Genomic DNA, 23,387 nt, shown 5'->3' with positions numbered 1-23,387 from the left:
GGGAATTCCGTCACTGTCGTGTGCCGGGCGGCTCGTCCGCCGGGCACGGGGCATTCATGGCAAAAGTGCGGCAGGGGGGACCCGGAGGGCGTGCTGGCCCGGCTTCGGGTTCCGGTGACGCGGGGCGGCCGGGTCCGTGGGGTACGGCGGTGTACGTCTCGCACGGCGCAAGGCGGCGGGTCTCGCTTCGGGGCGCGAGGCTCGGCGGGGGCCCTCAGCGGTCACACATTCGACACATGCAACGAGCACCGGGCGTCATGGGCGCCTCGGTCGCAGGGGTGCGGTTGCTCGTCGTGGTCATGTTCGCCAGTAAACCAGACAGGCGTACGGACCGATCAAGCCTGTCCGGATGGCGGACAGGCCCGACCGAAGCCTGGACAGCGGGTCAGTCCGCCGTGGTGATCTCCACGCCGTCCGCCGTGGCCTGCACGGACACCGCCGACAGGTCCTCGACGACCACGTCGGCGGACAGCTCGTCGGCCCGGTGTGTTGTGGTCAACGCCACGGTGGTCATGCCGGCGGCGCGGCCGGACGCGAGCCCGGCGGGCGCGTCCTCGAAGACCACGCAGCGGGCCGGGTCCACGCCCAGCCGCCGGGCGGCCAGCAGGAAGGGCTCCGGGTCGGGCTTGCCGCGGGTGATGTCGTCGGCGGCTATCAGGGTCTTGGGGTGGATGCCGGCCTCGGCGAGCCGGGCCTCGGCCAGGCGGGCCGTCGCGGAGGTGACCACCGCCCAGCGCTCCGGCGGCAGCTGGGAGAGCAGCGCGAGGGTGCCGGGCAGCGCGCGCACGCCGCCCGCGACATCCTCGTACTCCAGCTGCTCGATCCGGGCCAGCGCCTCCGGTATCCGGGCGGCCGGCAGCAGATCGCCGATGATCTCGGCGGCGGGGCGGCCGTGCAGCTCGACCCGCGCGAACTCCTCGGCCGTGATCCCGTACTCCCCGGCCCACCGGGTCCAGCACCGGTACACCGAGTCCAGGGAGGAGACCAGCGTCCCGTCGTTGTCGAAAAGCAGCGCGGCTGCGGAGATCTTCATGCTGCGCCAGCGTACGTGACACGGGGTGACCGGCCGGGGCGACCGCCGGTGACCGAGGGTGACCGGCGGGGTCGCGCGCCAGAGGCGGTGGCCCGCCGATTAAAGTCGCCCCATGGCCATTTCCACCCATGTTTCCTCCTCGGCGCGCACCCGCGCCGCACGGAGGTCCCGGTGATCGACGCGCTGACGGTCGCGATCGGCGTGACCGCCCTCGCCCTGGCCGCCTGGTGCGGCTTCGCCGCGTACCGCGACGAGCCGACGAAGGACTGGCACTTCATCGGCATGGCCGTGGTCTCGCTGCTCGGCATCATTCAACTCGTCGTGGGCCTGGTGCAGTTGGGCAGCGGCGGGACACCGAAGGACGGTACGGCGATCTTCGTCGCCTATCTGATCGGCGCGGCGGCATGCGTACCGGCCACCGGGTTCCTGTCGCTCTCGGAGCGCACCCGCTGGGGCTCGGCGACCGTGGCGGCGGGCGCGGTGGTCCTGGCCGTACTGGAAGTGCGGCTGTTCGACATCTGGGGAGGCGGCCATGCCTGAGACATCCGCGGGGTCCCGGACCCCGAAGGCCGCGGCGGACGGCGCGCGGCGTTCCCTGGGCACCGGCCCCGGCCGGCTGCTGGTGGCCCTGTACGGGGTCTTCACCGTCGCCGCCGCGTCGCGCGCGGCCTACCAGCTGATCGCGCAGTTCGACCGGGCGCCGCTGGCGTACATCCTGTCCGCGGTCTCCGCGGTGGTCTACGCCTTCATCCTGTTCTCGCTGGTGCGCGGCGGCGAGGGGGCCCGCAGGGCCGCGGTCGTGTGCTGCGCGCTGGAGCTGGTGGGTGTGCTCGGCGTCGGTACGTGGACGCTGGTGGACCGCTCGGCCTTCCCGGACGCCACCGTCTGGTCGAACTTCGGGATGGGCTACCTCTTCATTCCGATCTTCCTGCCGGTGACCGGACTGCTGTGGCTGCGGCGGGCCCGCCGGGCGTGACGTGGTGCCCGGCGGGCCGCCGCTGCGCGGCTCCGGCCGGTCAGGCGCTCGCCACGTAGGCCTGCGGCGCGCCGTCCGCCTCCGCGGGGGCGGCCTCCTTCTCCAGGGTGATCACGCTGAGCCGGGAGCTGACCTGCTCGGTGCCGACGGACGCGTAGCCGTGGCTGCGGTACAGGCGCAGGTTGCCCTCGCTGCGGTGGCCGGTGAAGAGCCGGTAGCGCTTGGCGGAGCGTTCGGCGGTCAGCCGCTCCTCGACGGCGGTCAGCAGCCGTCCGCCGAGGCCGTGGCGCTGCATGCGCGGGTGGACGATGAGCTTGCCGATGGCGGCCGTACCGTCCGCGTCGACCGTGCCGCGCACCGCCCCGACGACCTCCGTGCCGAGCCGGGCCACCACCGCGCAGGCGTCGCCCAGTTCGGCACGCAGGTCATCCAGGGTCTGGGTGAGCGGTTCGATCGAGTAGTCGTCGTACAGCGCGGCCTCCGGCTGGTAGCAGAGGTACTGGAGTTTGAGGATCTGCTCGGCGTCCTGGTCGGTCGCCGCCGAGATGGTCACGCTCATGCCCATGCGCGTATGCCTCCCCTTATTCGGTTCGGTGCGGCCGGGCGTAAGAGGGTGTGAGGGTGCGCCCGGACCGGTTGCCCTGATGACGGAGCCGTGTGGTGCACGCCGCCGTCGTGGCGTGACTGACGCTGCTCCTCCCGGACTCCCCGGTTTCGCGCAGCGGCAATCTCCGCCGTGAGCATTCTGCGCAGGCATTCCGGGCAACGGGAACGGACCGGCCCCAAGCTCTTCTGTGACATTCCCAACTCAGATGAGATGTCACGGTGGGCGGGCTCGGGGCCGGTCCGGTCTCCCACGTGGTGCGCGGATGCCTTCGGGCAGGGCGCCGTCAGTGCCTGCGGAACTCCGCGGCGGCCAGCAGCGCCGTGTCGCAGTTGTCGGAGAAGAGGCCGTCGATGCCGGTGGCCAGGCACTTCCTGAAGTAGCCCAGCGCGTCGCCGTACGCGTTCGGGTCGGTGCCGCGACGGAAGTCGGCGGGCAGGAAGGTGTTCTCGTTGCGGCCGGTGTACGGGTGGAGGACCAGACCGGCGGCGTGCGCGTCCCGGACGACGGTGGTGGGCTTGCCCAGCTTGTCGTCCTTGGTACGCGGGAGGATGACGGTCAGATCCGGGCCGATGCCCTCCGCGAACCCGGCGATCCACTTCAGGCCCGCGGGCTTGACCAGGTCGGCGGTGGTCCGCGGGTCGCCGGCCACCTCGAAGTCCCACGGGCGGTCCTTGAGGGTGCCCAGCAGGACGACCTTCGGGCAGTCGACGAGCTTGCCGAGCCGCTGGATGCTGCTGGGCTCGAAGGACTGCAGGAAGTTCGGGGAGTTCTTCTTGTGGCGGCCGTACTTGCGCAGCAGCCGGGCGACGCGCTCCTCCAGCCCCAGCCCGATCTTCCGGAAGTAGGTGGGGTGCTTGGTCTCGATGTGCAGCCAGATGCGACGGCCCCGCTTGCGGCCCTCGCGGTCGGCCCACTTCAAGACCTCCTCGAAGGTGGGTACGTCCCACACGCCGTCATAAAGGGTGTTGTGCTGCCGGGTGCCCGGAATGCGCTCCTTCGCCCGGAGGGTCTTGAGCTCGGCGAGGGTGAAGTCCTCGGTGAACCAGCCGGTGAGCTTGACCCCGTCGACCGTCTTCGTCGTCTTCCGGTCCGCGAACTCCGGGTGCGCCGAAACGTTTGTGGTGGCCGTGATGTCGTTCTCGTGGCGGCAGACGAGGTGGCCGTCCTTGGTGGGCACCACGTCCTGCTCGATGACGTCCGCGCCCATGTCCAGCGCGAGCTGGTAGGAGCCGAGGGTGTGCTCGGGCCGGTAGCCGCTGGCCCCGCGGTGGCCCACGATCAGCGGTACCGGCAGCTCGCCGTGCGCGCCGTGCCCGCGCCCCTTGGAACTCGCGGCACTCGCCGTACCGGACCCGCCCCAGACCGCCGCGCCCGCGCCGAGGGCCGCCGCGCCCAGTACCGTCCGGCGTCCCGGCAGCTGCCGTTCCTGCATGTTCGCGCTCCTTGCTCCAGGGCACCGGTGAGGGTGTCCGGCACCTGTCAATGGGTCGGGGCGATCCTAGGCACGTACACCTTTCCAACGGGAGACGTGGTCCGAAACGCCCGGAAAACCCGCGTCAACTCTGCGTATCGGTCCCGTGAACCCGATGTGCGATCGAGCGCGGCCGACGAGTATCGTCCAGGGCTGCACACCCGTGCACGCCCGCGGCGACCGCCGCAGACCACCCACGACCGGAGGGCCCGTTGTCCCGCATTCTGCTGAAGGCGTTTCTCGGATTCGTCATGCGTGTCCTGTTCCGCCCGAAGGTCGAGGGCGCGGAGCGCATTCCCGGCAGCGGACCGGTGATCCTGGCCGGTAACCACGTCACCTTCATCGACTCGCTGTTCCTGACCCTCATCGTCAAGCGGCCGGTGTTCTTCATCGGCAAGGACGAGTACGTCAAGGGCAAGGGCCTCAAGGGCCGCCTGATGGCCTGGTTCTTCACCACCGCCGGCATGATCCCGGTGGACCGGGACGGCGGGCACGGCGGCGTCGCGGCGCTGATGACCGGCCGCCGGGTGCTGGACGAGGGCCACGCGTTCGGCATCTACCCGGAGGGCACCCGCTCCCCCGACGGCCGCCTGTACCGCGGCCGTACGGGCATCGCCCGCCTCGCGCTGATGACCGGCGCGCCCGTCGTGCCGTTCGCGATGATCGGCACCGACAAGGTGCAGCCCGGCGGCAAGGGCCGTCCGCACCTGGCGCCGGTGACCTGCCGCTTCGGTGAGCCGCTGGACTTCTCGCGCTACGAGGGCATGGACCGGGACCGCTATGTGCTGCGCGCCGTCACCGACGAGGTGATGAGCGACGTCATGGAGCTGTCCGGCCAGGAGTACGTGGACATGTACGCCACCAAGGCCCGGGCGGCCTGACCCGCGCACCAGCCGACGCGCCGGGCCCCGACCGAACTCCGGTCGGGGCCCGGCGCGTTGTCGTGCCGAGGCGGCTCAGCAGGGCACGCGGAACCCTTCCGCCGTGGGCCGGTTGGCGGCCAGCGCCGCGGCCTCGGCACGGGGCAGCATCACCCCGGCCGCGCTCCGCAGCCGCTCCGGTGTGTGCATCTCGCCGACGCGCGCGCCCGCGACGGCGCCGTTCTTCACCGTCACCCGGTTCAGCGGCGAGGGCGCGATCCGCTGCTTCTCCTTGACGTACGCGACGAAGCTCTCGAAGTCCCGGTTGTGCCGGAACGGCCGGGTGAAGCCGGTGAAGGCGGGATATCCGTCCTGGTTGAGCAGCGTGTACGAGGGCGCCGCGATCCGGTACGAGCGGGACACGTCCAGCGGCCTGCCGTCGATGAGCACGTCGGCCGGGTCCACCCGGTCGCCCGCCGGGCCGGTCGCGTCGAAGCTGTAGCGGACGTTGGCGGAGACCGCCAGCGGCGCGTACTTCAGACCGCCGCCGGCCGGCACGGTCCACTGCTGCTCCAGCGCGTCGTGGATCTGCTGCCCGGTGACGGTCGCCGTGACGATCGGGTCGCCGAAGCCGACCGCGTTCCACGCCTTGCCGAACGCCACCGTGCCGCCGGTCGCCGCGTCGTACACCAGGTCCCCGGCGATGATGGCCTGCCCGAGGCGCGGTGCGATGGCGATGACGGCCAGGTCGGCGGGGACCGGCGGGTCGAGGTTCGCGTCGTTCATCGGGCCCTGCGGCTGCCGGCCGGCCCACAGCGCCCAGTCGGCCACCAGGTCGCCCATGGTCGACTCGCCCGCCGCGTTGCGGGTGCGGGTGAAGGAGGCGGTCTGCCTGCCGAGGGGGACCGCGGCGCGCCGGGTGCCGTACCCCGCCCAGTACTTGACGACCTCGGCCAGCTCCGGGTGCGGGGCCACGTCACGGGTGTTGGGGTGGTTGGTGGAGGTGGTCAGCTCGCGGACGACCTTGCCGGTGGCCGGGTCCAGCCGGAGGTTGATCTCGTTGATGATCTGGCCGTGGCAGCCGGCCTCGACGAGCGGGCGGCGCACCCCGTTGGGGTCCGGGACCATCATGTTGAAGGCGGTGTGCCAGTGGCCGCAGACGATGGCGTCGATGTCCGGAGAGCAGCGCAGCGCCAGTTCGTAGGCGGGGCCCGAGGGGTTGGTGCCGCTGTTGAAGTCGCCGCCGGCCACCGCGCCGTCATGCATGCTCAGCACGATCGCGTTGACGCCGCGGGCCTTGAGTTCGGCGGCGCAGCGGTTGGCGGTGGCCAGCTGGTCCAGGGTGCGCAGCCCCGGCTGGTAGGAGGCGGGCATGGTCTCGGTGCCGAGGACGGTCAGGTGGATGAAGCCGACCGGCAGGCGGCGGCCGCGCCCGGCGTCCACCCACTCGATGTTGTACGGGGGCAGTACCGTCCGTCCGTCCTTGGCCCACACCATGTTGGCGCTGTAGTAGGCGAAGTCGGCGCCGTGGTAGCGCTGTCCGGCGGAGTCGACGAACGAGTTGTCCCAGTCGACCGTCGGGTAGGAGATGCCGTCCACCATGTGCTGCGCGAGGAAGGCGGGCGACTTGTCGAACTCGTGGTTGCCGGCCGACGCGAAGTCCATACCCATCCGGTTCAGGGCCTCGATGGTCGGCTCGTCGGCGAGCGACTCGGCCGGGAACTCCCAGCCGGAGAAGAGGTCGCCGGGCGCGAAGAACAGCGAGTTGGCACGGCCCGCCCGCAGCCGTTCGAGGTGCGCGGCCATATAGGCCACGCCGCCCACGGTGTACTTCTTGCCACCGGCGCCGGTAATGACCGCATTGCTGGCCGGAGCCGCCTGGAGGTAACCGTGGAGGTCGGTGATGTTGAGCAGTTGCACGTCCACGTACTCGTCCGCGGTCCGCGCGTCGCGCGCGTGGCCGGAAGCGAAGGCGTGGGTGCCGACCGCGGTGACGGTGGCGAGGGCCCCCGCCGCGGTGAAGAACATGCGTCTGCCGAGCTCTGCCAAGGTCGTCACCCTCCTGAGAGTGCCCGAGTGCGGGGGAACGACTGGAGAGTCAAACGAGCCATGGGAGCCTTACGGCCCACACGAGGCGACCGGCACGTGAACGGGCGGGGGACAACGTCCGCCCCCCGCCCGGTTCTTGACCTCATCCGCGCACTCAGCTCCGCACGGCCTCCTGCTCCGGTTCCGCTTCGGCGGGGCTGTCCGCCAGCCGCTGGCCGCGCAGCAGGAACCACGCGGCGCAGGCGGCGGCGAGCAGTACGGCGGCACCCACCCCGGCGGCCGTGTCCAGGCCGTCGACGAACGAGTGCTGGGCGGCCGTGAGCAGGCTCGACCCGGCGTCGGCCGGGAGCGTGCCGGACGCCTCGACGGCCCCGCCCAGCGATTCCCGCGCCGCGTTCGCGGACGCCTCCGGCACCCCCGCCGGGGTCGTGAAGTCCCGGTAGATGCCGGTGACGATGGAGCCGAGCAGCGCAATGCCGAGGGCGGCGCCCAGTTCGTACGCAGTCTCCGAGACCGCGGACGCGGCGCCCGCCTGCTCCTTGGGCACGCTGGAGAGGATCACGTCCGCGGTGACGGTGAACGCGAAGCCCGCGCCGACGCCGACGACGAACAGGATCGTGCCGAGCGTGAAGGTGCTGGTGTCCTGGGCCAGCCCGATGCAGCCGGCCAGGGCCAGGCCGACCACGCCCAGGCCGCCGGCGACGACGAGCCGTACGGACAGCCGCCGGGCGACGTACCCGGCCGCGAGCCCCGCGCCCACCGCGCCGACCGCCGCGGGCAGTTCGACCAGGCCCGCGTTGAGCGGCGAGCGCAGCTGCACCATCTGGAGGAACTGCGAGAGGAAGAAGACCAGTCCGGACAGGCCCAGGATGGTCAGCAGGTCGGCCAGTACGGCGCCGGAGAAGCCGCGGTTCTTGAACAGCCGCATGTCCAGCAGCGGCGAGTCGAGGGTCTGCTGACGGCGGACGAAGGTGATGAGCGCGAACGCCCCGAGGACGGCGGCGGCCGCGATGTCCCAGCGGATGCCGTGCACCGCCGCCTCCTTGATCGCGTACACGATCGCGACCGTGCCCACCAGCGACAGCGCCACGCTGATCAGGTCCCACGGGCCGGGGTCCGGGTTACGGGACTCCGGCAGCACCTTGGCGCCGACGAGCACCAGCAGCGCCATCACCGGCAGGTTGATCAGGAAGACCGAGCCCCACCAGAAGTGGCCGAGCAGGAAGCCGCCGAGCACCGGACCGACGGCCGCGCCCGCCGAGGCCATGGCGCCCCAGATGCCGATGGCGAGACTGCGCTCCCTGGGGTCGTGGAAGAGGTTGCGGATCAGGGCGAGGGTGGAGGGCATCAGCGTCGCGCCCGCCACACCCAGCAGGGCGCGCGCCACGATCATCATGGCCGGGCTGCCGGCGTACGCGGCGAGCACCGACATGGCGCCGAACACCACCGAGCCGGTGAGCAGCAGCTTCTTGCGTCCGATGCGGTCGCCGAGGCTGCCCATGGAGACCAGCAGACCGGCGATGACGAACGAGTAGACGTCACCGATCCACAGCAGCTGCGTGCCGGAGGGGCGCAGGTCCTCGCTGAGGAAGGGGGTGGCCAGACCCAGCACGGTGGCGTCCACGCCGACCAGCAGGACGGCGAGGACGAGGACGGCGAGCGCGAGCCAGCGTCCGGGGCGTGGCTGGTGCTCCGCGGTGGCGCCGGTGCGCTGCGCGGTCTCCTTGGCGGGCTTGCTCATTTCTCCATGCTCCGTCGGATGCCGCCGAGCAGCAGCTCGGCGATCGAATGGGTGAGATCCTTGGACGCCACGCGCCCCTCGTGCACGGCCCACGCGCCGGCGCCGATCAGCCCGTACAGCGCCTCGGTGAGCCAGACGGGCGTGAGGTCGATACGGAAGGCGCCCTCCTCCTGGCCGCGCCGGAACAGCGCGTGGATACGGGCGTCGAGCCGCTCCCAGCCCTCGTTGACCTCCTCGCCCTCGAAGAGCTGGTTCTCGGTGTAGAGGAAGGCCAGGAACCCGGCGACCGGCTCGGACTCGGTGATCAGCCGGCGCAGCGCCGTGACCGCGTCGTCCTCGTCGAGCCGGGCCGCATCCAGCGCCTCGGTGAACTGCCGGATGCCCAGCTCCTCCAGCGCCTTTATCAGCGCGTCCCGGCCCGCGAAGTGCCGGTGCAGCGTCGCCCGGCTGATGCCCGCGGCCCGCGCGATCTCGTCCATTCCGGCGGTCGCCTTGCGGGTGAGCAGGCCGGCGGCTTCTCTGAGTACGTGTTCTCGGTCTACGGCCATGAGACACAGGGTACCCGAATGAGACATGCATGTCTCATACAGGGCGTGCACGTCTCACCCTCAGCCCGGACGCGAAGCCCGCACCCGAACGCGAAACCCGCATACGAAAACGGCCCCGGCCTCCTCACATACCCGCGAGGAGGCCGGGGCCCGATGGTGTCGAATGCTCAGTCTCGGCGTCTGCCCAGCTCTTGGCTTCTGCTCAGCTCTTGGCGTCCGCCCACGCCCGCTGTGTGGCCAGGTCCGTCTTGACCTCGGCCAGCTGGACGGCGACGGCGGACGGTGCCGTGCCGCCCCGGCCGCTGCGCGAGGCGAGCGCGCCCGCCACGTTCAGCACCGTCCGCACCTCAGGTGTCAGGTGCGGCGAGATCGCGGCGAACTGCTCATCGCTCAGCTCGTCCAGCTCGATGCCGTGCCGCTCGCACTCCTTGACGCACTCCCCCGCGACCTCGTGCGCGACGCGGAACGGCACGCCCTGCCGCACCAGCCACTCGGCGATGTCCGTGGCGAGCGAGAAGCCGGCCGGGGCCAGCTCCGCCATCCGCTCCCGGTTGACGGTCAGCGTGGCCATCATCCCGGTGAACGCCGGCAGCAGGATCTCCAGCTGGTCGCAGGAGTCGAAGACCGGCTCCTTGTCCTCCTGGAGGTCCCGGTTGTACGCGAGCGGCAGCGCCTTGAGCGTCGTCATCAGCCCCGTCAGATTGCCGACCAGCCGTCCGGACTTGCCGCGCGCCAGCTCGGCGATGTCCGGGTTCTTCTTCTGCGGCATGATCGAGGAGCCGGTGGAGAAGGCGTCGTGCAGGGTCACGAAGGAGAACTCCTTCGTGTTCCAGATGATGACCTCCTCGGCGATCCGGGACAGGTCCACGCCGATCATCGCCGTGATGAAGGCGAACTCGGCGACGAAGTCCCGGGACGCCGTCCCGTCGATGGAGTTGGCCGCGCTGCCGCCCTCGAACCCGAGGTCGGCGGCGACCGCCTCCGGGTCCAGCCCGAGCGAGGAGCCCGCCAGCGCGCCCGACCCGTACGGCGAGACGGCTGTCCGCGTGTCCCACTGTCGCAGCCGCTCCGCGTTCCGCGACAGCGCCTGGACGTGCGCGAGGACGTGGTGCGCGAACAGCACCGGCTGCGCGTGCTGGAGGTGGGTACGGCCCGGCATCGCCACGTCCGGATGCGCCTCCGCGAGACCGACCAGCGCCTCCTGGAGGTCCGCGATCAGCCCGCCGATGATCCTGGCGTGGTCGCGCAGATACATCCGGAAGAGCGTGGCGACCTGGTCGTTGCGGGACCGCCCGGCCCGCAGCTTGCCCCCGAGGTCCGGGCCGAGCCGCTCCAGCAGGCCCCGCTCCAGCGCGGTGTGCACGTCCTCGTCGGCGACGGTCCCGACGAAACTCCCGTCGGCCACATCGGCCTCCAGCCGGTCCAGCCCGCCCAGCATCCGCGTCAGCTCGTCCTCGGTGAGCAGCCCCGCCTTCTTCAGGACGCGGGCGTGCGCACGGGACCCGGCGATGTCGTACGGCGCCAGCCGCCAGTCGAAGTGCACCGACGCGGACAGCTTCGCCAGGGCCTCGGCGGGCCCGTCGGCGAACCGCCCGCCCCAGAGCCGGACGTCACCGCTGTTGCTGCTCACTTGCTAGCTCCTCGTGAAATGGCCGGTGGACGGCTCGTTGATGGTGGGATGCACCCACGCTCCCCGGCGGCCGGACGGACCGGCCCCCGGGGAGGGATGCGGGACGGAAGCCGCCCCTTTACGCCAGGTCCCGCTTCGCGGCGATCTTCGACGACATCCCGAAGATCTCGATGAAGCCCTTCGACAGCGACTGGTCGAAGGTGTCACCCGTGTCGTAGGTCGCCAGGTCGAAGTCGTACAGCGACTGCTCGGACCGCCGCCCGGTGACCACCGCGCGCCCCCCGTGCAACGTCATCCGGATGTCACCGGACACGGCCTGGTTCGCTTCCTGGATGAACCCGTCCAGCGCCCGCTTCAGCGGCGAGAACCACAGACCGTCGTAGACCAGCTCGCCCCACCGCTGCTCGACCTGCCGCTTGTAGCGGGCCAGCTCGCGCTCGACGGTGACGTTCTCCAGCTCCTGGTGGGCGGTGATCAGCGCGATGGCGCCCGGGGCCTCGTAGACCTCCCGGGACTTGATGCCGACCAGCCGGTCCTCGACCATGTCGATCCGCCCGACGCCCTGCGCCCCGGCCCGCTCGTTGAGCTGCTGGATGGCCTGGAGCACGGAGACGGACTGACCGTCGATCGCGACCGGCACGCCCCCCTGGAACGTGATGACCACCTCATCGGCCGCACGCGGCGCGGCCGGATCGGCCGTGTACTCGTACACGTCCTCGATCGGCGCGTTCCAGATGTCCTCCAGGAAGCCGGTCTCCACGGCCCGTCCGAAGACGTTCTGGTCGATCGAATACGGCGACTTCTTGGAGGTCGCGATCGGCAGGTTCTTGCTCTCGCAGAACGCGATCGCCTTGTCCCGGGTCATCGCATAGTCCCGGACAGGAGCGATGCACTTCAGACCGGGCGCCAGGGAGGAGATCCCCGCCTCGAACCGCACCTGGTCGTTCCCCTTGCCCGTGCAGCCGTGGGCGACGGTGGTGGCGCCGTGCTTCGCGGCGGCGGCGACCAGGTGCTTGACGATCGTGGGCCGCGACAGCGCGGAGACCAGCGGGTACCGGTCCATGTACAGGGCGTTCGCCTTGATCGCCGGCAGGCAGTACTCCTCGGCGAACTCGTCCTTGGCGTCCGCGACCTCGGCCTCGACCGCACCGCAGGCGAGCGCGCGCTTACGGATGACATCCAGGTCCTCGCCGCCCTGGCCGACATCCACAGCCACGGCGATGACCTCGGCGCCCGTCTCCTCGGCGATCCAGCCGATGGCGACGGAGGTGTCCAGACCGCCCGAATAGGCGAGTACGACGCGCTCGGTCACGGGGTTCTCCTTACGGCGGTGCATTCACTGATAGGCATAACTATGCACTCGACCGCATGATTCGTCAATGCGCTTCACCCGAATGCCGGGCGCCTGGCGCCCCTACTCCCCCTCCAGCACCTCCGCCAGCACCGTCAGATGGCTCTGCTCGACGCTCTTGGTCGCGGTCAGCAGGGTCAGCGGCCCGGCCGCCGCATACTCCCGCAGCCGCCCCAGCGCCTCCCGGGCCGGCGACCCGGCCAGCTCGTGCCGGTACCGCTCGGCGAATTCGGCGTACCGCTCGGACCGGTGCCCGTACCAGGTACGCAGCTCACCGGAGGGCGCCACGTCCTTGCACCACTCGTCCAGGTGAGCGGCATCCTTCGCCACCCCCCGGGGCCACAGCCGGTCGACGAGCACCCGCGTACCGTCCGCAGCCTCCGGCTCCTCGTACACCCGGCGCTGCCGGATCTCTCCGCGCTGATCACCCATACCGCCATGCAACCACGCACCACCCCACCCCGCCCGGCGCTTCCCGGCCGGTCTGGGGCGCGGCGCGGCCCCCGCCCCACCCCCCGAGAGCCGCCGTAACGACCCCTTTTTGGATTCCGGGGCCCGGACAGGGTATTTTTCTTCTGCACGCCGCGACCGGGGAAACCCGGCCGAAGCGAGCACCGGGACGTGGCGCAGCTTGGTAGCGCACTTGACTGGGGGTCAAGGGGTCGCAGGTTCAAATCCTGTCGTCCCGACTCGAAAGAGTCGCAGGTCAGGGCCTTGTTCCACTTCGGTGGAACGGGGCCCTCGATCGTTTCCGGCTCCGGCTGCGCCGGTGGCAGCTCGGCCACCATGACCGCGTACACCGGAGAATCCGGGAACGGCTGGTCCTCGCCGATCTTCTTGGCCCCGCCACCACTCCCGCCCCGGCGCGCCGGGAGCGCCGTACGCGAAGCCCACGGCCTGGCTGCCGTCGTACGCGACCACGCAGGAGAAGCCGGGGTTGCCGCCCCAGTGATCCACGAACCAGGGAAATTTCCGCCGGAACTTGTCGTCGGCCATGCGGGCGGCGTGCACATCGGCATGCACGTCGATCAAGGTCTGCCGGATGTCCGGCAGGTCGGCGTGGGAGAAGTGGCGCAGTTCCGGGGCAGGGGTCATCGGGCCGGGATCCCTTCTGGGCGATTGGCACGGTTACGGTCATCAGTCGTACTGCCGCAGCGCCTCCACCAGCAGGCGCCCCTCCTTCGCTCCGGCGCGGATCAGGGCGGCGGCCGTGGCGTGCAGCTCGTTCCAGGAGTGCGGGCGGCCGATCGTGGCGGCGTCGGGGACGAGCGGGAGGGATACGGCCAGCGCCTCGGCGGCCTCTCCGGCACCGGCGTACGCGTGGGCCAGGCAGCATCCGTACCAGGTACGGTCCCGCCGGTAGGAGTCCGCCAGCCCGGCCAGCCCGGTTCGCAGGTGTCCGACGGCACCGCTCCAGTCCCGCAGATGCACGGCGATCATGCCGCGCTGGAGCGTGAACCACGTGTCGCCGTAGAAGTACATCCACGCGGGTTCGTCCTCCGGGCGCCCGGACGCCCGGTCGATCAGCGCCTGAGCCTCGTCGATCAGACGGTGGGCTTCGCCGCCCGCGCCGTTGAGGGAGTGACCGCGCGCGGCCATCTGCGCCGCCATCCCCCGTACGCCGGGAGACGCGTCCGGGGCCGACCAGCGCGCCGCCTCGGCGAGACGTACGGCGCGGCCGCCCTGGCCACCGGACCACGCCAGGTGCGCCTTCATGCTCAGCGTCGTGGCGGCCATGTCCGCGTCGCCGGCCTCCAGCGCCCAGTCGTGACTGCGGTCGTACCAGGTGAGAGCTGCGGCGGCCTGTCCCTGGTCCTGCGCCATCCACGCGAGGAACTGGGCGTGCTCGGAGGCGAGCCGGATCACCCGGCCCGCCAGCGGCCCACGGGCGCCCGTGAACAGGTCGACAACGAGGCGGAGTTGCTGCCGCATCAAGCCCACGAGCGGGCGGGACCCGATCAGGTCCTCCGCGGAACGATGCTCGGCGAGCAGCCTGTCCAGCCAGTCCAGCGTGGGGGCATCCACCTTGTGCGTGGCGTCGGCCGCGCCGGTGACACGGGCGAGCAGATCGTCGTCCGGCCCCGGCCCGGGCAGCACGAGCCCCGCGACGGGCGGGCGTTCCGGCCCCGCGACGTGGGACGGCGCCCCCAGCCCGCCGACGATGCGCTCCCGTACCTCACGTGACGTCACCCGGCGGCGCCCGCGCTCGATGTCCGACACGTCCGGCTGCACCAGACCGACGAGTTCGCCGACCTTGGTCTGCGAGAGCCCCGAAAGCTTGCGGTAGGTGCGCAGAACAGCACCCCAGTCCTCAGTCACGAGCGCCGAAAGCAGCTCCGGGTGGGACCAGAGGCCGAGGTCGGGTGCCGTCATACGGCGAATATAGGGCGGTACATAGGGAGGTGGGATGGGGCCGGTAGGCGCTCGTCCCGATGATCGGTCCGTAAGCCCCTGGCAGCCGTACGGGCGCCCCGGGGACGCGACCGACCTGAAAGGGCGAATCGGCATGGTGCGAGTTGCCGAAACCCTGTCCCGCACACCCGAGAGCGCAGCCGCGGCCAGACGTCTGGTGCGCGACGCGCTCTCCGCCTGGGGTCTGGAGGAACTGGCCGAGGACGGCGCCCTGATCATTTCGGAACTGGTCTCCAACGCCGTCCAGCACGCGCGCAGCCGTTCCGTCCGGGTCACGGTCGCCCGCCTGGAGCCGGCCCGGGTTCGCATCGGGGTCGTGGACAAGTCGAGGGAGGTGCCGTGGCTCCGGGAGCCGGGCGGGGCGGACGAGACCGGGCGCGGTCTGCTGCTCGTGGCCGGGGTGGCCCAAGGCTGGGGCACCGATCCGTTGCCGTGGGGGAAGCGGGTGTGGGCGGAGCTGTACGGGGGCGGGCAGGGGATGCGCGGCGAGCGGAACCCTTGGGTGGGCGATCTGGTTCAGGACGGGGAGACCGGGCGGCACGGCATCGTCACCGACGTACTCGGCGGCGCCGAGTGGGTGCTCCGGCCGGAGTCGGGGCCCGGGCAGTGGAGCTCCCGAAGGCCCGAGCACCTGACCGTGGTGACGCCACGCGCGTGCGTACGGGACCGCGCGTAGACGCGCGATCCCGCAGACGCGCGATCCGGGCGGGCCCCACACGTACGTCCGTCACCCCACCCGCACCCCACCCCGGACCACCGCCACCACCTCCCGCACCACCCCCGCATCCGCCACCGGATCCCCGCCCACCGCGATCAGGTCCGCGTCGTACCCGGCAGCGATCCGTCCCTTCCGTCCGCCCACCCCGCACACCACCGCCGCCGTCGATGTCGCCGCCCGCAAGGCCTGCACGGGCGTGAAGCCGAAGTCGGTCATGGCGGTCACGCCGTACGGGTAGCTGCCGTGGGCCTTGACCGGGAAGATTCCCGAGTCGCTGCCCAGGGCCATGGTCACGCCGGCCTCGCGCAGGGTGCCCAGGCCCGCGATCAGGGACGGGATGCGGCGGGCGATGTGGGCAGGGGGCGGTGGGCCGCCGGGGAGGGCGCCGAGGGTGAGGGAGGCGGTGGTGCCTCGGCGGACCATTTCCTCGATCACCCGGCGGTCGAAGTCGACGCCGGATTCCGTGAGGAAGAAGCAGTGTTCGATGGTGTCGAAGCCGGCCGCGACCGCTTCGCGGATGCCGGTGACGGCGTGGGCGTGGGCCGCGGTGGGCAGGCCCCGGCGGTGGGCCTCGTCCACGACGGCGCGCAGTTCGTCGCGGCCGTACTGCACGCTGTACGGGTCCGAGCCGGGCGTGAGGTCGCCGCCGGTCACCATGACCTTGACGACGTCCGTGCCGCGCTCGGCCCGTTCCCGTACGGCCGCGCGGACGCCCGCCACGCCTTCCGCCTGCCCGCCGAGGAACCAGCAGTGGCCGCGGGTGGTGGTGATCGGCGGGCCGGAGGCGACGATGTGCGGGCCCGCGGCCGGGTCCCGTGCGGTTTCCGCGCGAAGGCGCAGGGTCAGGTACCCGCGGTCGCCGAGGTCCCGTACGGTCGTCACCCCGGCGGCCAGCGAGGCCCGCGCCGCGGCCCGGATGCGTTCCAGGAGGGTGGCGTCGTCGGCCGCGGTGAGCCGGCCGATCACGTCGTCGCTCGCGTCGAACGCCAGGTGGGTGTGGGTGTCGATGAAGCCGGGGAGGAGGGTCGCGGTGCCCAGGTCGAGGACCTCGGCGCCCACCACTGGTACTCCGCCGGGGCTGACCGCCGCGATCCGGCCATTTTCGATCAGTACGGTGGGCCGCTCGATCAGCCCTGGTCCCACCCCGTCGAACAGCGCTCGTGCGCGTACTGCCAGCATCGGGCCTCCCGTGCCGCCCGGCCACGGCGGCCGGGCGGGTCCCCAGTACACAGGGGCCGGGCGGGAGACGGGGCGGGACCGGCCGGGTCAGCGCGCCTTCTGCGCCAGATTCAGCAGGTGGTCGGCGAGCGCCTGTCCGCCCGCCGGGTCGCGGCTGATGAGCATCAGCGTGTCGTCGCCGGCGATGGTGCCGAGGATGTCGTGCAGTTCGGCCTGGTCGATGGCGGAGGCCAGGAACTGCGCGGCGCCCGGCGGGGTGCGCAGGACCACGAGGTTGGCGGACGCCTCGGCGGAGATGAGCAGTTCGCCGGAGAGCCGGCGCATCCGCTCCTCCTTGGCGGACTCCCCCAACGGCGCCCGCGGCTTGCGGTCGCCGCCCTCGCTCGGTACCGCGTAGATCAGCTCGCCGCCGGTGTTGCGGATCTTCACCGCGCCCAGTTCGTCCAGGTCGCGCGAGAGCGTGGCCTGGGTGACGGACAGGCCGTCGTCGGCGAGCAGCTTGGCGAGCTGGCTCTGGGAGCGGACCGGCTGCCGGTTGAGGATGTCCACGATCCGGCGGTGGCGGGCGGTGCGGGTCTGCGGTACGGCAGGTCCCCCGTGCAGCGTCTCGTTGTCCTGCGCCTCGGTCATCGTTGTCGTCAGTCTCCGGATCGTTGTACCCCGTGTGCCCCCGCGAGGGCCGCGTCGAGGACGGCGGGGAGCTTCTGGAGGAACGTATCCGCTTCGTCGTCCGAGACGATCAGCGGCGGGGCGAGCCGGATGACGTCCGGCGCGACCGCGTTCACCAGGAGGCCCGCGTCCTGAGCCGCTCGCTGCACCTGCGGTGCGACGGGCTCGCACAAGACGATACCCAGGAGCAGGCCGGCGCCGCGGACCTGGCCGACGAGCGGGTGCGCCGACGCCTCGATCCCGCCACGCAGCCGCTCGCCCACCCGCTTGACGTGGTCGAGCAGTCCGCCGGCCTCGATGGTGTCCAGGACGGCGAGGGCGCCCGCGCACACGACCGGGTTGCCGCTGAAGGTCGAGCCGTGCGTGCCGGGGGTGAGCAGGCCGGCGGCCGGGCCGAAGGCGAGGGTGGCGCCGATGGGCAGGCCGCCGCCGAGTCCCTTGGCCAGCGTGATCACGTCCGCCTCGACGCCCTGGGCCTGCGATGCGAGCCAGTGGCCCGTACGGCCGATGCCGGTCTGGATCTCGTCCAGGACCAGCAGGGTGCCGGTGGCGGCAGTGATCTCGCGGGCCGCGGCGAGGTAGCCGGGCGGCGGGACGACGACGCCGTTCTCGCCCTGCACGGGTTCGATGATGACGAGGGCCGTTTCGGTGGTGACGGCGGCGCGCAGGGCTTCGGTGTCCCCGTACGGTACGAAGTCGACGTCGCCGGGCAGCGGCCGGAACGGGTCCTGCTTGGCGGGCTGGCCGGTGAGCGCGAGGGCGCCCATGGTGCGGCCGTGGAAGCCGCCGGTCGTGGAGACCATGTGGGTGCGCCCGGTCAGCCGGCCGATCTTGAAGGCGGCCTCGTTGGCCTCCGCGCCGGAGTTGGAGAAGTAGACGCGGCCGGGGCGGCCGGCGATCCGCAGCAGCCGTTCGGCCAGTGCGACGGTCGGCTCGGCGACGAAGAAGTTGGAGACGTGCCCGAGGGTGGCGATCTGCTCGGACACCGCGCGGACGACGGCGGGGTGCGCGTGGCCGAGGGCGTTGACGGCGATGCCGCCGAGGAAGTCGAGGTACGCGTTGCCGTCGGCGTCCCAGACCCGGGCGCCCTCGCCGCGTACGAGGGGGACGCGGGGCGTGCCGAAGTTGTCCATCATGGCGCCCTGCCAGCGCTCGGTGAGCGCCGTGTTGGACGCCGCGCCAGCCGCCGTGCCGGGCGCCGTGGCCGTACCGCTCGCCGTGCCGCTCATGCCGCTCCCGCCTTCTCGCTCACGTTCGCTTCCGTACCCGCGTCCCGGTCCGTCTCCGCGTCCGGCACGACCATCGTCCCGATCCCCTCGTCCGTGAAGATCTCCAGCAGGATCGAGTGCTGGACCCGGCCGTCGATGACCCGGGCGGTGCGCACCCCGTTGCGTACGGCGTGCAGGCAGCCCCGCATCTTCGGCACCATGCCGCTGGCCAGGTCGGGCAGCAGCTTCTCCAGCTCGGTGGCGGTGAGCCGGGAGATCACCTCATCGCTGTGCGGCCAGTCCTCGTACAGGCCCTCCACGTCCGTGAGGACCATCAGCGTCTCGGCGCCGAGGGCCGCGGCCAGGGCCGCCGCCGCGGTGTCCGCGTTGACGTTGAAGACGCCGGTCCCGTCACCCTCGTCGGCGCTGCGCGCGACGGAGGAGATGACCGGAATGCGGCCGTCGTCCAGCAGGGCCTGTACGGCGCCGGTGTCGATCGCGGTGACCTCGCCGACCCGCCCGATGTCCACCCGCTCGCCGTCCACCTCGGCGTAGTGCCGGGTGGCGGTCATCAGGTGGGCGTCCTCGCCGGTCATGCCGACGGCGAGCGGGCCGTGCTGGTTGAGCAGGCCGACCAGTTCGCGCTGCACCTGCCCGGCGAGCACCATCCGTACGACGTCCATCGCCTCGGGCGTGGTGACCCGCAGGCCCGCCTTGAACTCCGAGGCCAGGCCCAGCCGGTCCAGCTGGGCGCTGATCTGCGGGCCGCCGCCGTGCACGACGACCGGCCGCAGCCCGGCGTGCCGCAGGAAGACCACGTCCTGCGCGAAGGCGGCCTTCAGCTCCTCGTCGACCATGGCGTTGCCGCCGAACTTGATGACCACGGTCTTGCCGTGGTGCCGGGTCAGCCAGGGCAGCGCCTCGATGAGGGTGCGGGCCTTGGGCAGCGCGGTGTGCTTGCGGGCGCTCATGACGAATACGCGCTGTTCTCGTGGACGTAGTCGGCGGTGAGGTCGTTCGCCCAGATGACCGCGGACTCGGTGCCGGCGCTGAGGTCGGCGGTGATCCGTACCTCCCGGTAGCGCATGTCGACCAGGTCCCGGTCCTCGCCGACCGAACCGTTCTTGCAGACCCAGACGTCGTTGATGGCGACGTTGAGCCGGTCCGGGTCGAAGGCGGCGGAGGTGGTGCCGATGGCGGACAGCACCCGCCCCCAGTTCGGGTCCTCACCATGAATGGCGCACTTGAGCAGGTTGTTACGGGCGATGGACCGGCCCACCTCGACCGCGTCGTCCTCGCTCGCCGCGTTCACGACCTCGATGCGGATGTCCTTGGTGGCGCCCTCCGCGTCCCCGATGAGCTGCCGCGCCAAATCGTCGCAGACGCTGCGCACCGCGTCCGCGAACGCGTCGTACTCCGGCACCTCCCCGGACGCCCCGGACGCCAGCAGCAGCACCGTGTCGTTCGTGGACATGCAGCCGTCGGAGTCGACCCGGTCGAACGTCTGCCGCGTCGCATCGCGCAGCGCCCGGTCCAGCACCGGAGCCTCCACATCGGCGTCGGTGGTCAGCACCACGAGCATGGTGGCCAGCCCCGGCGCGAGCATCCCCGCCCCCTTGGCCATGCCACCGACCGTCCACCCGTCGCCACTCACCACGGCGGTCTTGTGCACACTGTCGGTGGTCTTGATCGCGATCGCGGCCTTCTCCCCGCCGTGCACGCTCAGCTCCACCGCGGCCTTCTCCAGGCCCGGCAGCAGCTTGTCCATCGGCAGCCGCACCCCGATCAGCCCGGTCGAGGCGACGGCCACCTCCCCCGCGCTGTGCCCCTTGAGCACCTCGGCGGCCTTCTCCGCGGTGGCATGGGTGTCCTGGAACCCGGCCGGACCGGTGCAGGCATTGGCTCCGCCGGAATTGAGCACGACGGCCGAAACCTGGCCGCCCTTGAGGACCTGCTCGGACCACACGACCGGAGCGGCCTTGACGCGGTTGCTGGTGAAGACGCCGGCGGCGGCCAGTCGCGGCCCGTTGTTCACCACCAGGGCGAGGTCCGGGTTCCCGTTCTCCTTGATCCCGGCGGCGATGCCCGCCGCCGAGAAACCCTTGGCTGCCGTGACGCTCACGGTGCGACTCCGATCGTAGAAAGCCCGGTGGCCTCGTCGAGGCCCAGGGCGATGTTCATGCTCTGCACCGCGCCGCCGGCGGTGCCCTTCGTCAGGTTGTCGATGGCACTGACCACCACGATCCGGCCGGCCGCCGCATCGAGGGCGACCTGCACCAGCGCGGTGTTGGCCCCGTACACGGCCGCGGTCGACGGCCACTGCCCCTCCGGAAGCAGCCGTACGAACGGCTCGTCCCCCAGCGCCTTCTCGTACGCGGCCCGCACATCGGCCGCATCCACACCGGGCCGGGCCTTGGCCGAGCAGGTGGCGAGGATGCCCCGGGGCATGGGCGCGAGCGTCGGCGTGAAGGACACCGTGACCGGCTCGCCCGCCGCGGCGCTCAGGTTCTGCGCCATCTCCGGCGTATGCCGGTGCACCCCGCCCACCCCGTACGGGCTCATCGACCCCATCACCTCGCTGCCCAGCAGGTGCGGCTTGGGCGCCTTGCCCGCCCCGGAAGTGCCCGAGGCGGCGACCACCACGGCCTCCGGCTCGGCCAGCCCCGCCGCGTACGCCGGGAAGAGAGCCAGCGAGACGGCCGTCGGATAACACCCCGGCACCGCGATACGCCGCGCCCCGCGCAGCGCCTCCCGCGCGCCGGGCAGCTCGGGCAGCCCGTACGGCCAGGTGCCGGCGTGCGGCGACCCGTAGAACTTCTCCCAGTCCGCGGCATCCGCCAGCCGGAAGTCCGCCCCGCAGTCCACCACCAGCACCTCGGGCCCCAGCGCCTCGGCCACCGCGGCGGACTGCCCGTGCGGCAGCGCGAGGAAAACCACATCGTGCCCGGCCAGCGCCTCGGCCGTGGTGGCCACCAGCTCCCGCCCGGCCAGCGGCAGCAGATGCGGCTGCACCGCACCGAGCCGCTGCCCGGCGTTGCCGTGCGCGGTCACCGCACCGATCTCGACGTCCGGATGCCCGAGAAGCAGCCGCAGGACCTCTCCCCCGGCATAGCCACTCGCTCCGGCCACTGCTGCCCGTACTGACATGGACCCTCCTCCTTGGGGGCATGACTATACGGATAGAGGCAGGTTTATGCAATGGAGGGTGGGGGCGGGCCCGCCCCAGGTGTGACTGAGCGCTTCAGGTGGCGGGTGAGCGCTTCACTCGGCGGACGTAGGCAGCCGATTCGGCGGGGACGTGCGCCAAGGCCGGGCCACGCGTAGCACCCGGCGCTCGCAGGCAGGGCGCGCCGGCCTCCGCCGGCGGACTGGTGGGTGCGAAGCCGGCCAGGGGCATCTGCCCTCGCAAAGCCGCAGATCCGCAGTACCGGCAGCGTCATAACGTGGTCCTGTGGGGAACACATTCGGTGGTGGTGGAGAAGAGAGCCTGTACCTGTCCAACGGCGGCACAGAGGCGTTCATCGACGTGCTGATGCCGGCGGTATCCGATCTTGCCGACGACGAGTGGGACTACCGCTTCGCGGCTCTTTTGACTCTGCAGGACCAGAGCGTGATGGGACACGGTGCGGTCGGATTCGACCTGCAGGACATTGCATGGGGCAGCATTGCAGTGGAACGTGCCCGGGCCAAGGACTTCGTGCTGCGCGCCATCACCCTCGCGTCGAGCCGTCACCGCTGGAGTGAGCTGAGTTACGACCCGCCCTTCGCCCTGGACTACCTGCGCCGGTTCAAAGCCATGGTCGAGTCCTTCGTACCATCCGACGACGTTCACCTCGTCGGGGGCTTCCCCGGACCGGACGAACGCGCGGTGGCCTCATGCCCGCAGCACCGTGTCCTTAGCGCCCTCCCGCGATGGGAGGGGTGTTTCCTCTGCACCAGGCTCGGCCAATGGTGAGCATGCGAGTCGGCGAAAGCCGCCACCTGAAGCGCTCAGTCACACCAGGTCGGGGTCGCGGTTCACCTTGCCGGCGGCTCGGGCTGCGCAGCCCGAGCCGCCGGAGAGAGCACGCCTGCCGTGGGCGCTCGACTTACTCGGCGCGGGCGAGACGCCGCACAGGCAGCATGGCCCGCGCCCCGTCAGACACGCTCCATCGGATTGGCCATGGTGCTGTCCGGCCACTTGCCGGCCACCAGCTTCGCTGCCGCACAGTCCGGCTTGCGCTCCGCCTGGTCGCGGAAGAGACCGACGAAGGACGCGGCGAAGCCCAGGCGGTGGTATGCCGCGACGAGTGCTTCGACGAAGGAGGGGTCGAACGCGTCGAGCCCCGCCCCGGAGACATCCGCGCTCGTTCCCACCTGCAACAGGCGGCTTTCCAGGTCCCGTTCCGGCGCCACATCGTCCCGCATGTGCAGCACGATGAGTTCGGCTGCCCGGTCACGCCGTTCGCGCGACCAGCCGAGGCCGGCCGTGAAGACGCGCGCCAGATGGCCGCCGGCCTCCTCGAAGGGGAGGGTGTGGCTGTCGAAGGGCGGGGTGAGCGCCAAGTCGTGCAGCATCGCGGAGACGAACAACAACTCCTGGTCGAATTCGAGGCCACGCGCCTGCGCCCATGCCGCGCCGAAGAAGTACGAGCGCATCGAGTGGTGATACAGCGCGTCGTCCGCGTACTCCTCGCACACCGACTGCGCGAGCTCCATGGCCCGCCCCAAGCGGACCTCCACACCTGCGACATCGATCAGCATCGTCGTACCCCCGTAAGAGAAGATCGCACTCTGGGCGCCCCAGCCTACGATCACGCGCGCACGACACCACGAGGGCGGCACCGCCACAGCCGAGCGCGCCGTCGCCGAGCACGTCGCGACTCCGCCTGCGTACGCGAAGCCCGACCCGGGACCGGCCCCGACCCCGGCCCCCGACCCCCGACCCCCGACCCC

At 71.6% G+C, this 23,387-nt stretch carries 23 protein-coding genes and 1 tRNA gene; 6 read left to right on the top strand and 18 right to left on the bottom strand.

The window, feature by feature from the left end:
• Positions 1 to 385 precede the first annotated feature (385 nt).
• Positions 386 to 1,033 carry an HAD family hydrolase gene (locus IH45_RS0126700; protein WP_030673593.1) on the bottom strand — a complete coding sequence of 216 codons (648 nt, stop codon included), beginning with the start codon at positions 1,031 to 1,033 and terminating at the stop codon, positions 386 to 388.
• Between the two features lie 171 nt (positions 1,034 to 1,204).
• On the opposite strand from IH45_RS0126700, the gene IH45_RS0126695 reads away from it, so the two are divergent.
• Together IH45_RS0126695 and IH45_RS0126690 are read left to right on the top strand one after the other, a co-directional pair.
• Complete coding sequence (locus IH45_RS0126695; protein WP_030673590.1) at positions 1,205 to 1,573, top strand: hypothetical protein; 369 nt, start codon at positions 1,205 to 1,207, stop codon at positions 1,571 to 1,573.
• Complete coding sequence (locus tag IH45_RS0126690) at positions 1,566 to 2,009, top strand: hypothetical protein (RefSeq protein ID WP_030673586.1); 444 nt, start codon at positions 1,566 to 1,568, stop codon at positions 2,007 to 2,009. Before IH45_RS0126695 ends, IH45_RS0126690 begins: the two co-directional genes overlap by 8 nt.
• Before the next feature lie 40 nt (positions 2,010 to 2,049).
• Here IH45_RS0126690 and IH45_RS0126685 read toward each other — a convergent pair whose 3' ends face one another.
• Positions 2,050 to 2,574, bottom strand: a complete 525-nt coding sequence (locus tag IH45_RS0126685) for a GNAT family N-acetyltransferase (RefSeq protein WP_030673584.1) — start codon at positions 2,572 to 2,574, stop codon at positions 2,050 to 2,052.
• 325 nt (positions 2,575 to 2,899) lie between these two features.
• A complete protein-coding gene (locus IH45_RS0126680) occupies positions 2,900 to 4,048 on the bottom strand; it encodes a glycerophosphodiester phosphodiesterase (RefSeq protein WP_030673581.1) in 1,149 nt (382 codons plus the stop codon).
• Between the two features lie 251 nt (positions 4,049 to 4,299).
• On the opposite strand from IH45_RS0126680, the gene IH45_RS0126675 reads away from it, so the two are divergent.
• A complete protein-coding gene (locus IH45_RS0126675) occupies positions 4,300 to 4,968 on the top strand; it encodes a lysophospholipid acyltransferase family protein (protein ID WP_030673578.1) in 669 nt (222 codons plus the stop codon).
• A 75-nt stretch (positions 4,969 to 5,043) separates the two neighbouring features.
• On the opposite strand, the gene IH45_RS0126670 is transcribed toward IH45_RS0126675, so the two are convergent.
• The 6 genes from IH45_RS0126670 to IH45_RS0126645 all read right to left on the bottom strand — a co-directional run bounded on the left by IH45_RS0126670 (position 5,044) and on the right by IH45_RS0126645 (position 12,698).
• Positions 5,044 to 6,975, bottom strand: a complete 1,932-nt coding sequence (locus tag IH45_RS0126670) for a bifunctional metallophosphatase/5'-nucleotidase (protein WP_234440686.1) — start codon at positions 6,973 to 6,975, stop codon at positions 5,044 to 5,046.
• A 175-nt stretch (positions 6,976 to 7,150) separates the two neighbouring features.
• Positions 7,151 to 8,737, bottom strand: coding sequence for an MFS transporter (locus IH45_RS0126665; RefSeq protein ID WP_030673572.1), 1,587 nt, complete (start codon positions 8,735 to 8,737; stop codon positions 7,151 to 7,153).
• The gene (locus IH45_RS0126660) at positions 8,734 to 9,285 is read right to left on the bottom strand and encodes a TetR/AcrR family transcriptional regulator (protein WP_030673569.1); all 552 of its coding nucleotides are present in this window, start codon (positions 9,283 to 9,285) and stop codon (positions 8,734 to 8,736) included. The genes IH45_RS0126665 and IH45_RS0126660 overlap by 4 nt, the downstream gene beginning before the upstream one ends.
• 202 nt (positions 9,286 to 9,487) lie before the next feature.
• Positions 9,488 to 10,915, bottom strand: coding sequence for an argininosuccinate lyase (gene argH, locus IH45_RS0126655; RefSeq protein ID WP_030673566.1), 1,428 nt, complete (start codon positions 10,913 to 10,915; stop codon positions 9,488 to 9,490).
• 118 nt (positions 10,916 to 11,033) lie between these two features.
• Positions 11,034 to 12,227, bottom strand: a complete 1,194-nt coding sequence (locus IH45_RS0126650; RefSeq protein ID WP_030673563.1) for an argininosuccinate synthase — start codon at positions 12,225 to 12,227, stop codon at positions 11,034 to 11,036.
• A gap of 102 nt (positions 12,228 to 12,329) precedes the next feature.
• Complete coding sequence (locus IH45_RS0126645; protein ID WP_030673561.1) at positions 12,330 to 12,698, bottom strand: DUF488 domain-containing protein; 369 nt, start codon at positions 12,696 to 12,698, stop codon at positions 12,330 to 12,332.
• A 183-nt stretch (positions 12,699 to 12,881) separates the two neighbouring features.
• Here IH45_RS0126645 and IH45_RS0126640 point away from each other — a divergent pair.
• A tRNA-Pro gene (locus IH45_RS0126640) sits at positions 12,882 to 12,955 on the top strand.
• Here the strand turns inward: IH45_RS0126640 and IH45_RS1000000146885 are convergent.
• Both IH45_RS1000000146885 and IH45_RS0126635 read right to left on the bottom strand, forming a co-directional pair.
• The gene (locus IH45_RS1000000146885; protein ID WP_324607960.1) at positions 12,921 to 13,361 is read right to left on the bottom strand and encodes a hypothetical protein; all 441 of its coding nucleotides are present in this window, start codon (positions 13,359 to 13,361) and stop codon (positions 12,921 to 12,923) included. The genes IH45_RS0126640 and IH45_RS1000000146885 overlap by 35 nt on opposite strands.
• 42 nt (positions 13,362 to 13,403) lie before the next feature.
• Positions 13,404 to 14,639, bottom strand: a complete 1,236-nt coding sequence (locus IH45_RS0126635) for a helix-turn-helix domain-containing protein (protein ID WP_030673558.1) — start codon at positions 14,637 to 14,639, stop codon at positions 13,404 to 13,406.
• Between the two features lie 133 nt (positions 14,640 to 14,772).
• Between IH45_RS0126635 and IH45_RS1000000150870 the strand changes: the two genes are divergently transcribed.
• Positions 14,773 to 15,354, top strand: a complete 582-nt coding sequence (locus tag IH45_RS1000000150870; protein ID WP_030673555.1) for an ATP-binding protein — start codon at positions 14,773 to 14,775, stop codon at positions 15,352 to 15,354.
• Positions 15,355 to 15,405: 51 nt separating this feature from the next.
• On the opposite strand, the gene IH45_RS0126625 is transcribed toward IH45_RS1000000150870, so the two are convergent.
• The 6 genes from IH45_RS0126625 to argC all read right to left on the bottom strand — a co-directional run bounded on the left by IH45_RS0126625 (position 15,406) and on the right by argC (position 21,599).
• Complete coding sequence (locus IH45_RS0126625) at positions 15,406 to 16,575, bottom strand: metal-dependent hydrolase family protein (RefSeq protein WP_030673552.1); 1,170 nt, start codon at positions 16,573 to 16,575, stop codon at positions 15,406 to 15,408.
• Between the two features lie 87 nt (positions 16,576 to 16,662).
• Entirely contained in the window at positions 16,663 to 17,205 is a 543-nt protein-coding gene (locus IH45_RS0126620) for an arginine repressor (protein WP_003982563.1), read from the bottom strand.
• An 8-nt stretch (positions 17,206 to 17,213) separates the two neighbouring features.
• A complete protein-coding gene (locus tag IH45_RS0126615; protein WP_030673549.1) occupies positions 17,214 to 18,473 on the bottom strand; it encodes an acetylornithine transaminase in 1,260 nt (419 codons plus the stop codon).
• Positions 18,470 to 19,423, bottom strand: a complete 954-nt coding sequence (argB, locus tag IH45_RS0126610; protein ID WP_032918460.1) for an acetylglutamate kinase — start codon at positions 19,421 to 19,423, stop codon at positions 18,470 to 18,472. The genes IH45_RS0126615 and argB overlap by 4 nt, the downstream gene beginning before the upstream one ends.
• Positions 19,420 to 20,574 carry a bifunctional glutamate N-acetyltransferase/amino-acid acetyltransferase ArgJ gene (gene argJ, locus IH45_RS0126605; protein ID WP_030673545.1) on the bottom strand — a complete coding sequence of 385 codons (1,155 nt, stop codon included), beginning with the start codon at positions 20,572 to 20,574 and terminating at the stop codon, positions 19,420 to 19,422. Before argJ ends, argB begins: the two co-directional genes overlap by 4 nt.
• Positions 20,571 to 21,599, bottom strand: a complete 1,029-nt coding sequence (gene argC / locus IH45_RS0126600; protein WP_030673543.1) for an N-acetyl-gamma-glutamyl-phosphate reductase — start codon at positions 21,597 to 21,599, stop codon at positions 20,571 to 20,573. The genes argJ and argC overlap by 4 nt, the downstream gene beginning before the upstream one ends.
• Before the next feature lie 304 nt (positions 21,600 to 21,903).
• Between argC and IH45_RS0126595 the strand changes: the two genes are divergently transcribed.
• Positions 21,904 to 22,407 (top strand): hypothetical protein, encoded by a 504-nt coding sequence (locus tag IH45_RS0126595; RefSeq protein ID WP_030673541.1) that lies wholly within the window; start codon positions 21,904 to 21,906, stop codon positions 22,405 to 22,407.
• A 182-nt stretch (positions 22,408 to 22,589) separates the two neighbouring features.
• Here IH45_RS0126595 and IH45_RS0126590 read toward each other — a convergent pair whose 3' ends face one another.
• Positions 22,590 to 23,195, bottom strand: a complete 606-nt coding sequence (locus tag IH45_RS0126590) for an HD domain-containing protein (protein WP_030673538.1) — start codon at positions 23,193 to 23,195, stop codon at positions 22,590 to 22,592.
• Between the last annotated feature and the right edge of the window lie 192 nt (positions 23,196 to 23,387).

Source organism: Streptomyces rimosus subsp. rimosus (assembly GCF_000720725.1).
GTDB lineage: Bacteria > Actinomycetota > Actinomycetes > Streptomycetales > Streptomycetaceae > Streptomyces > Streptomyces rimosus_A.
Note: the sequence above shows the minus strand (reverse complement) of the source record. Positions and strands in the feature narration are given on the sequence as shown.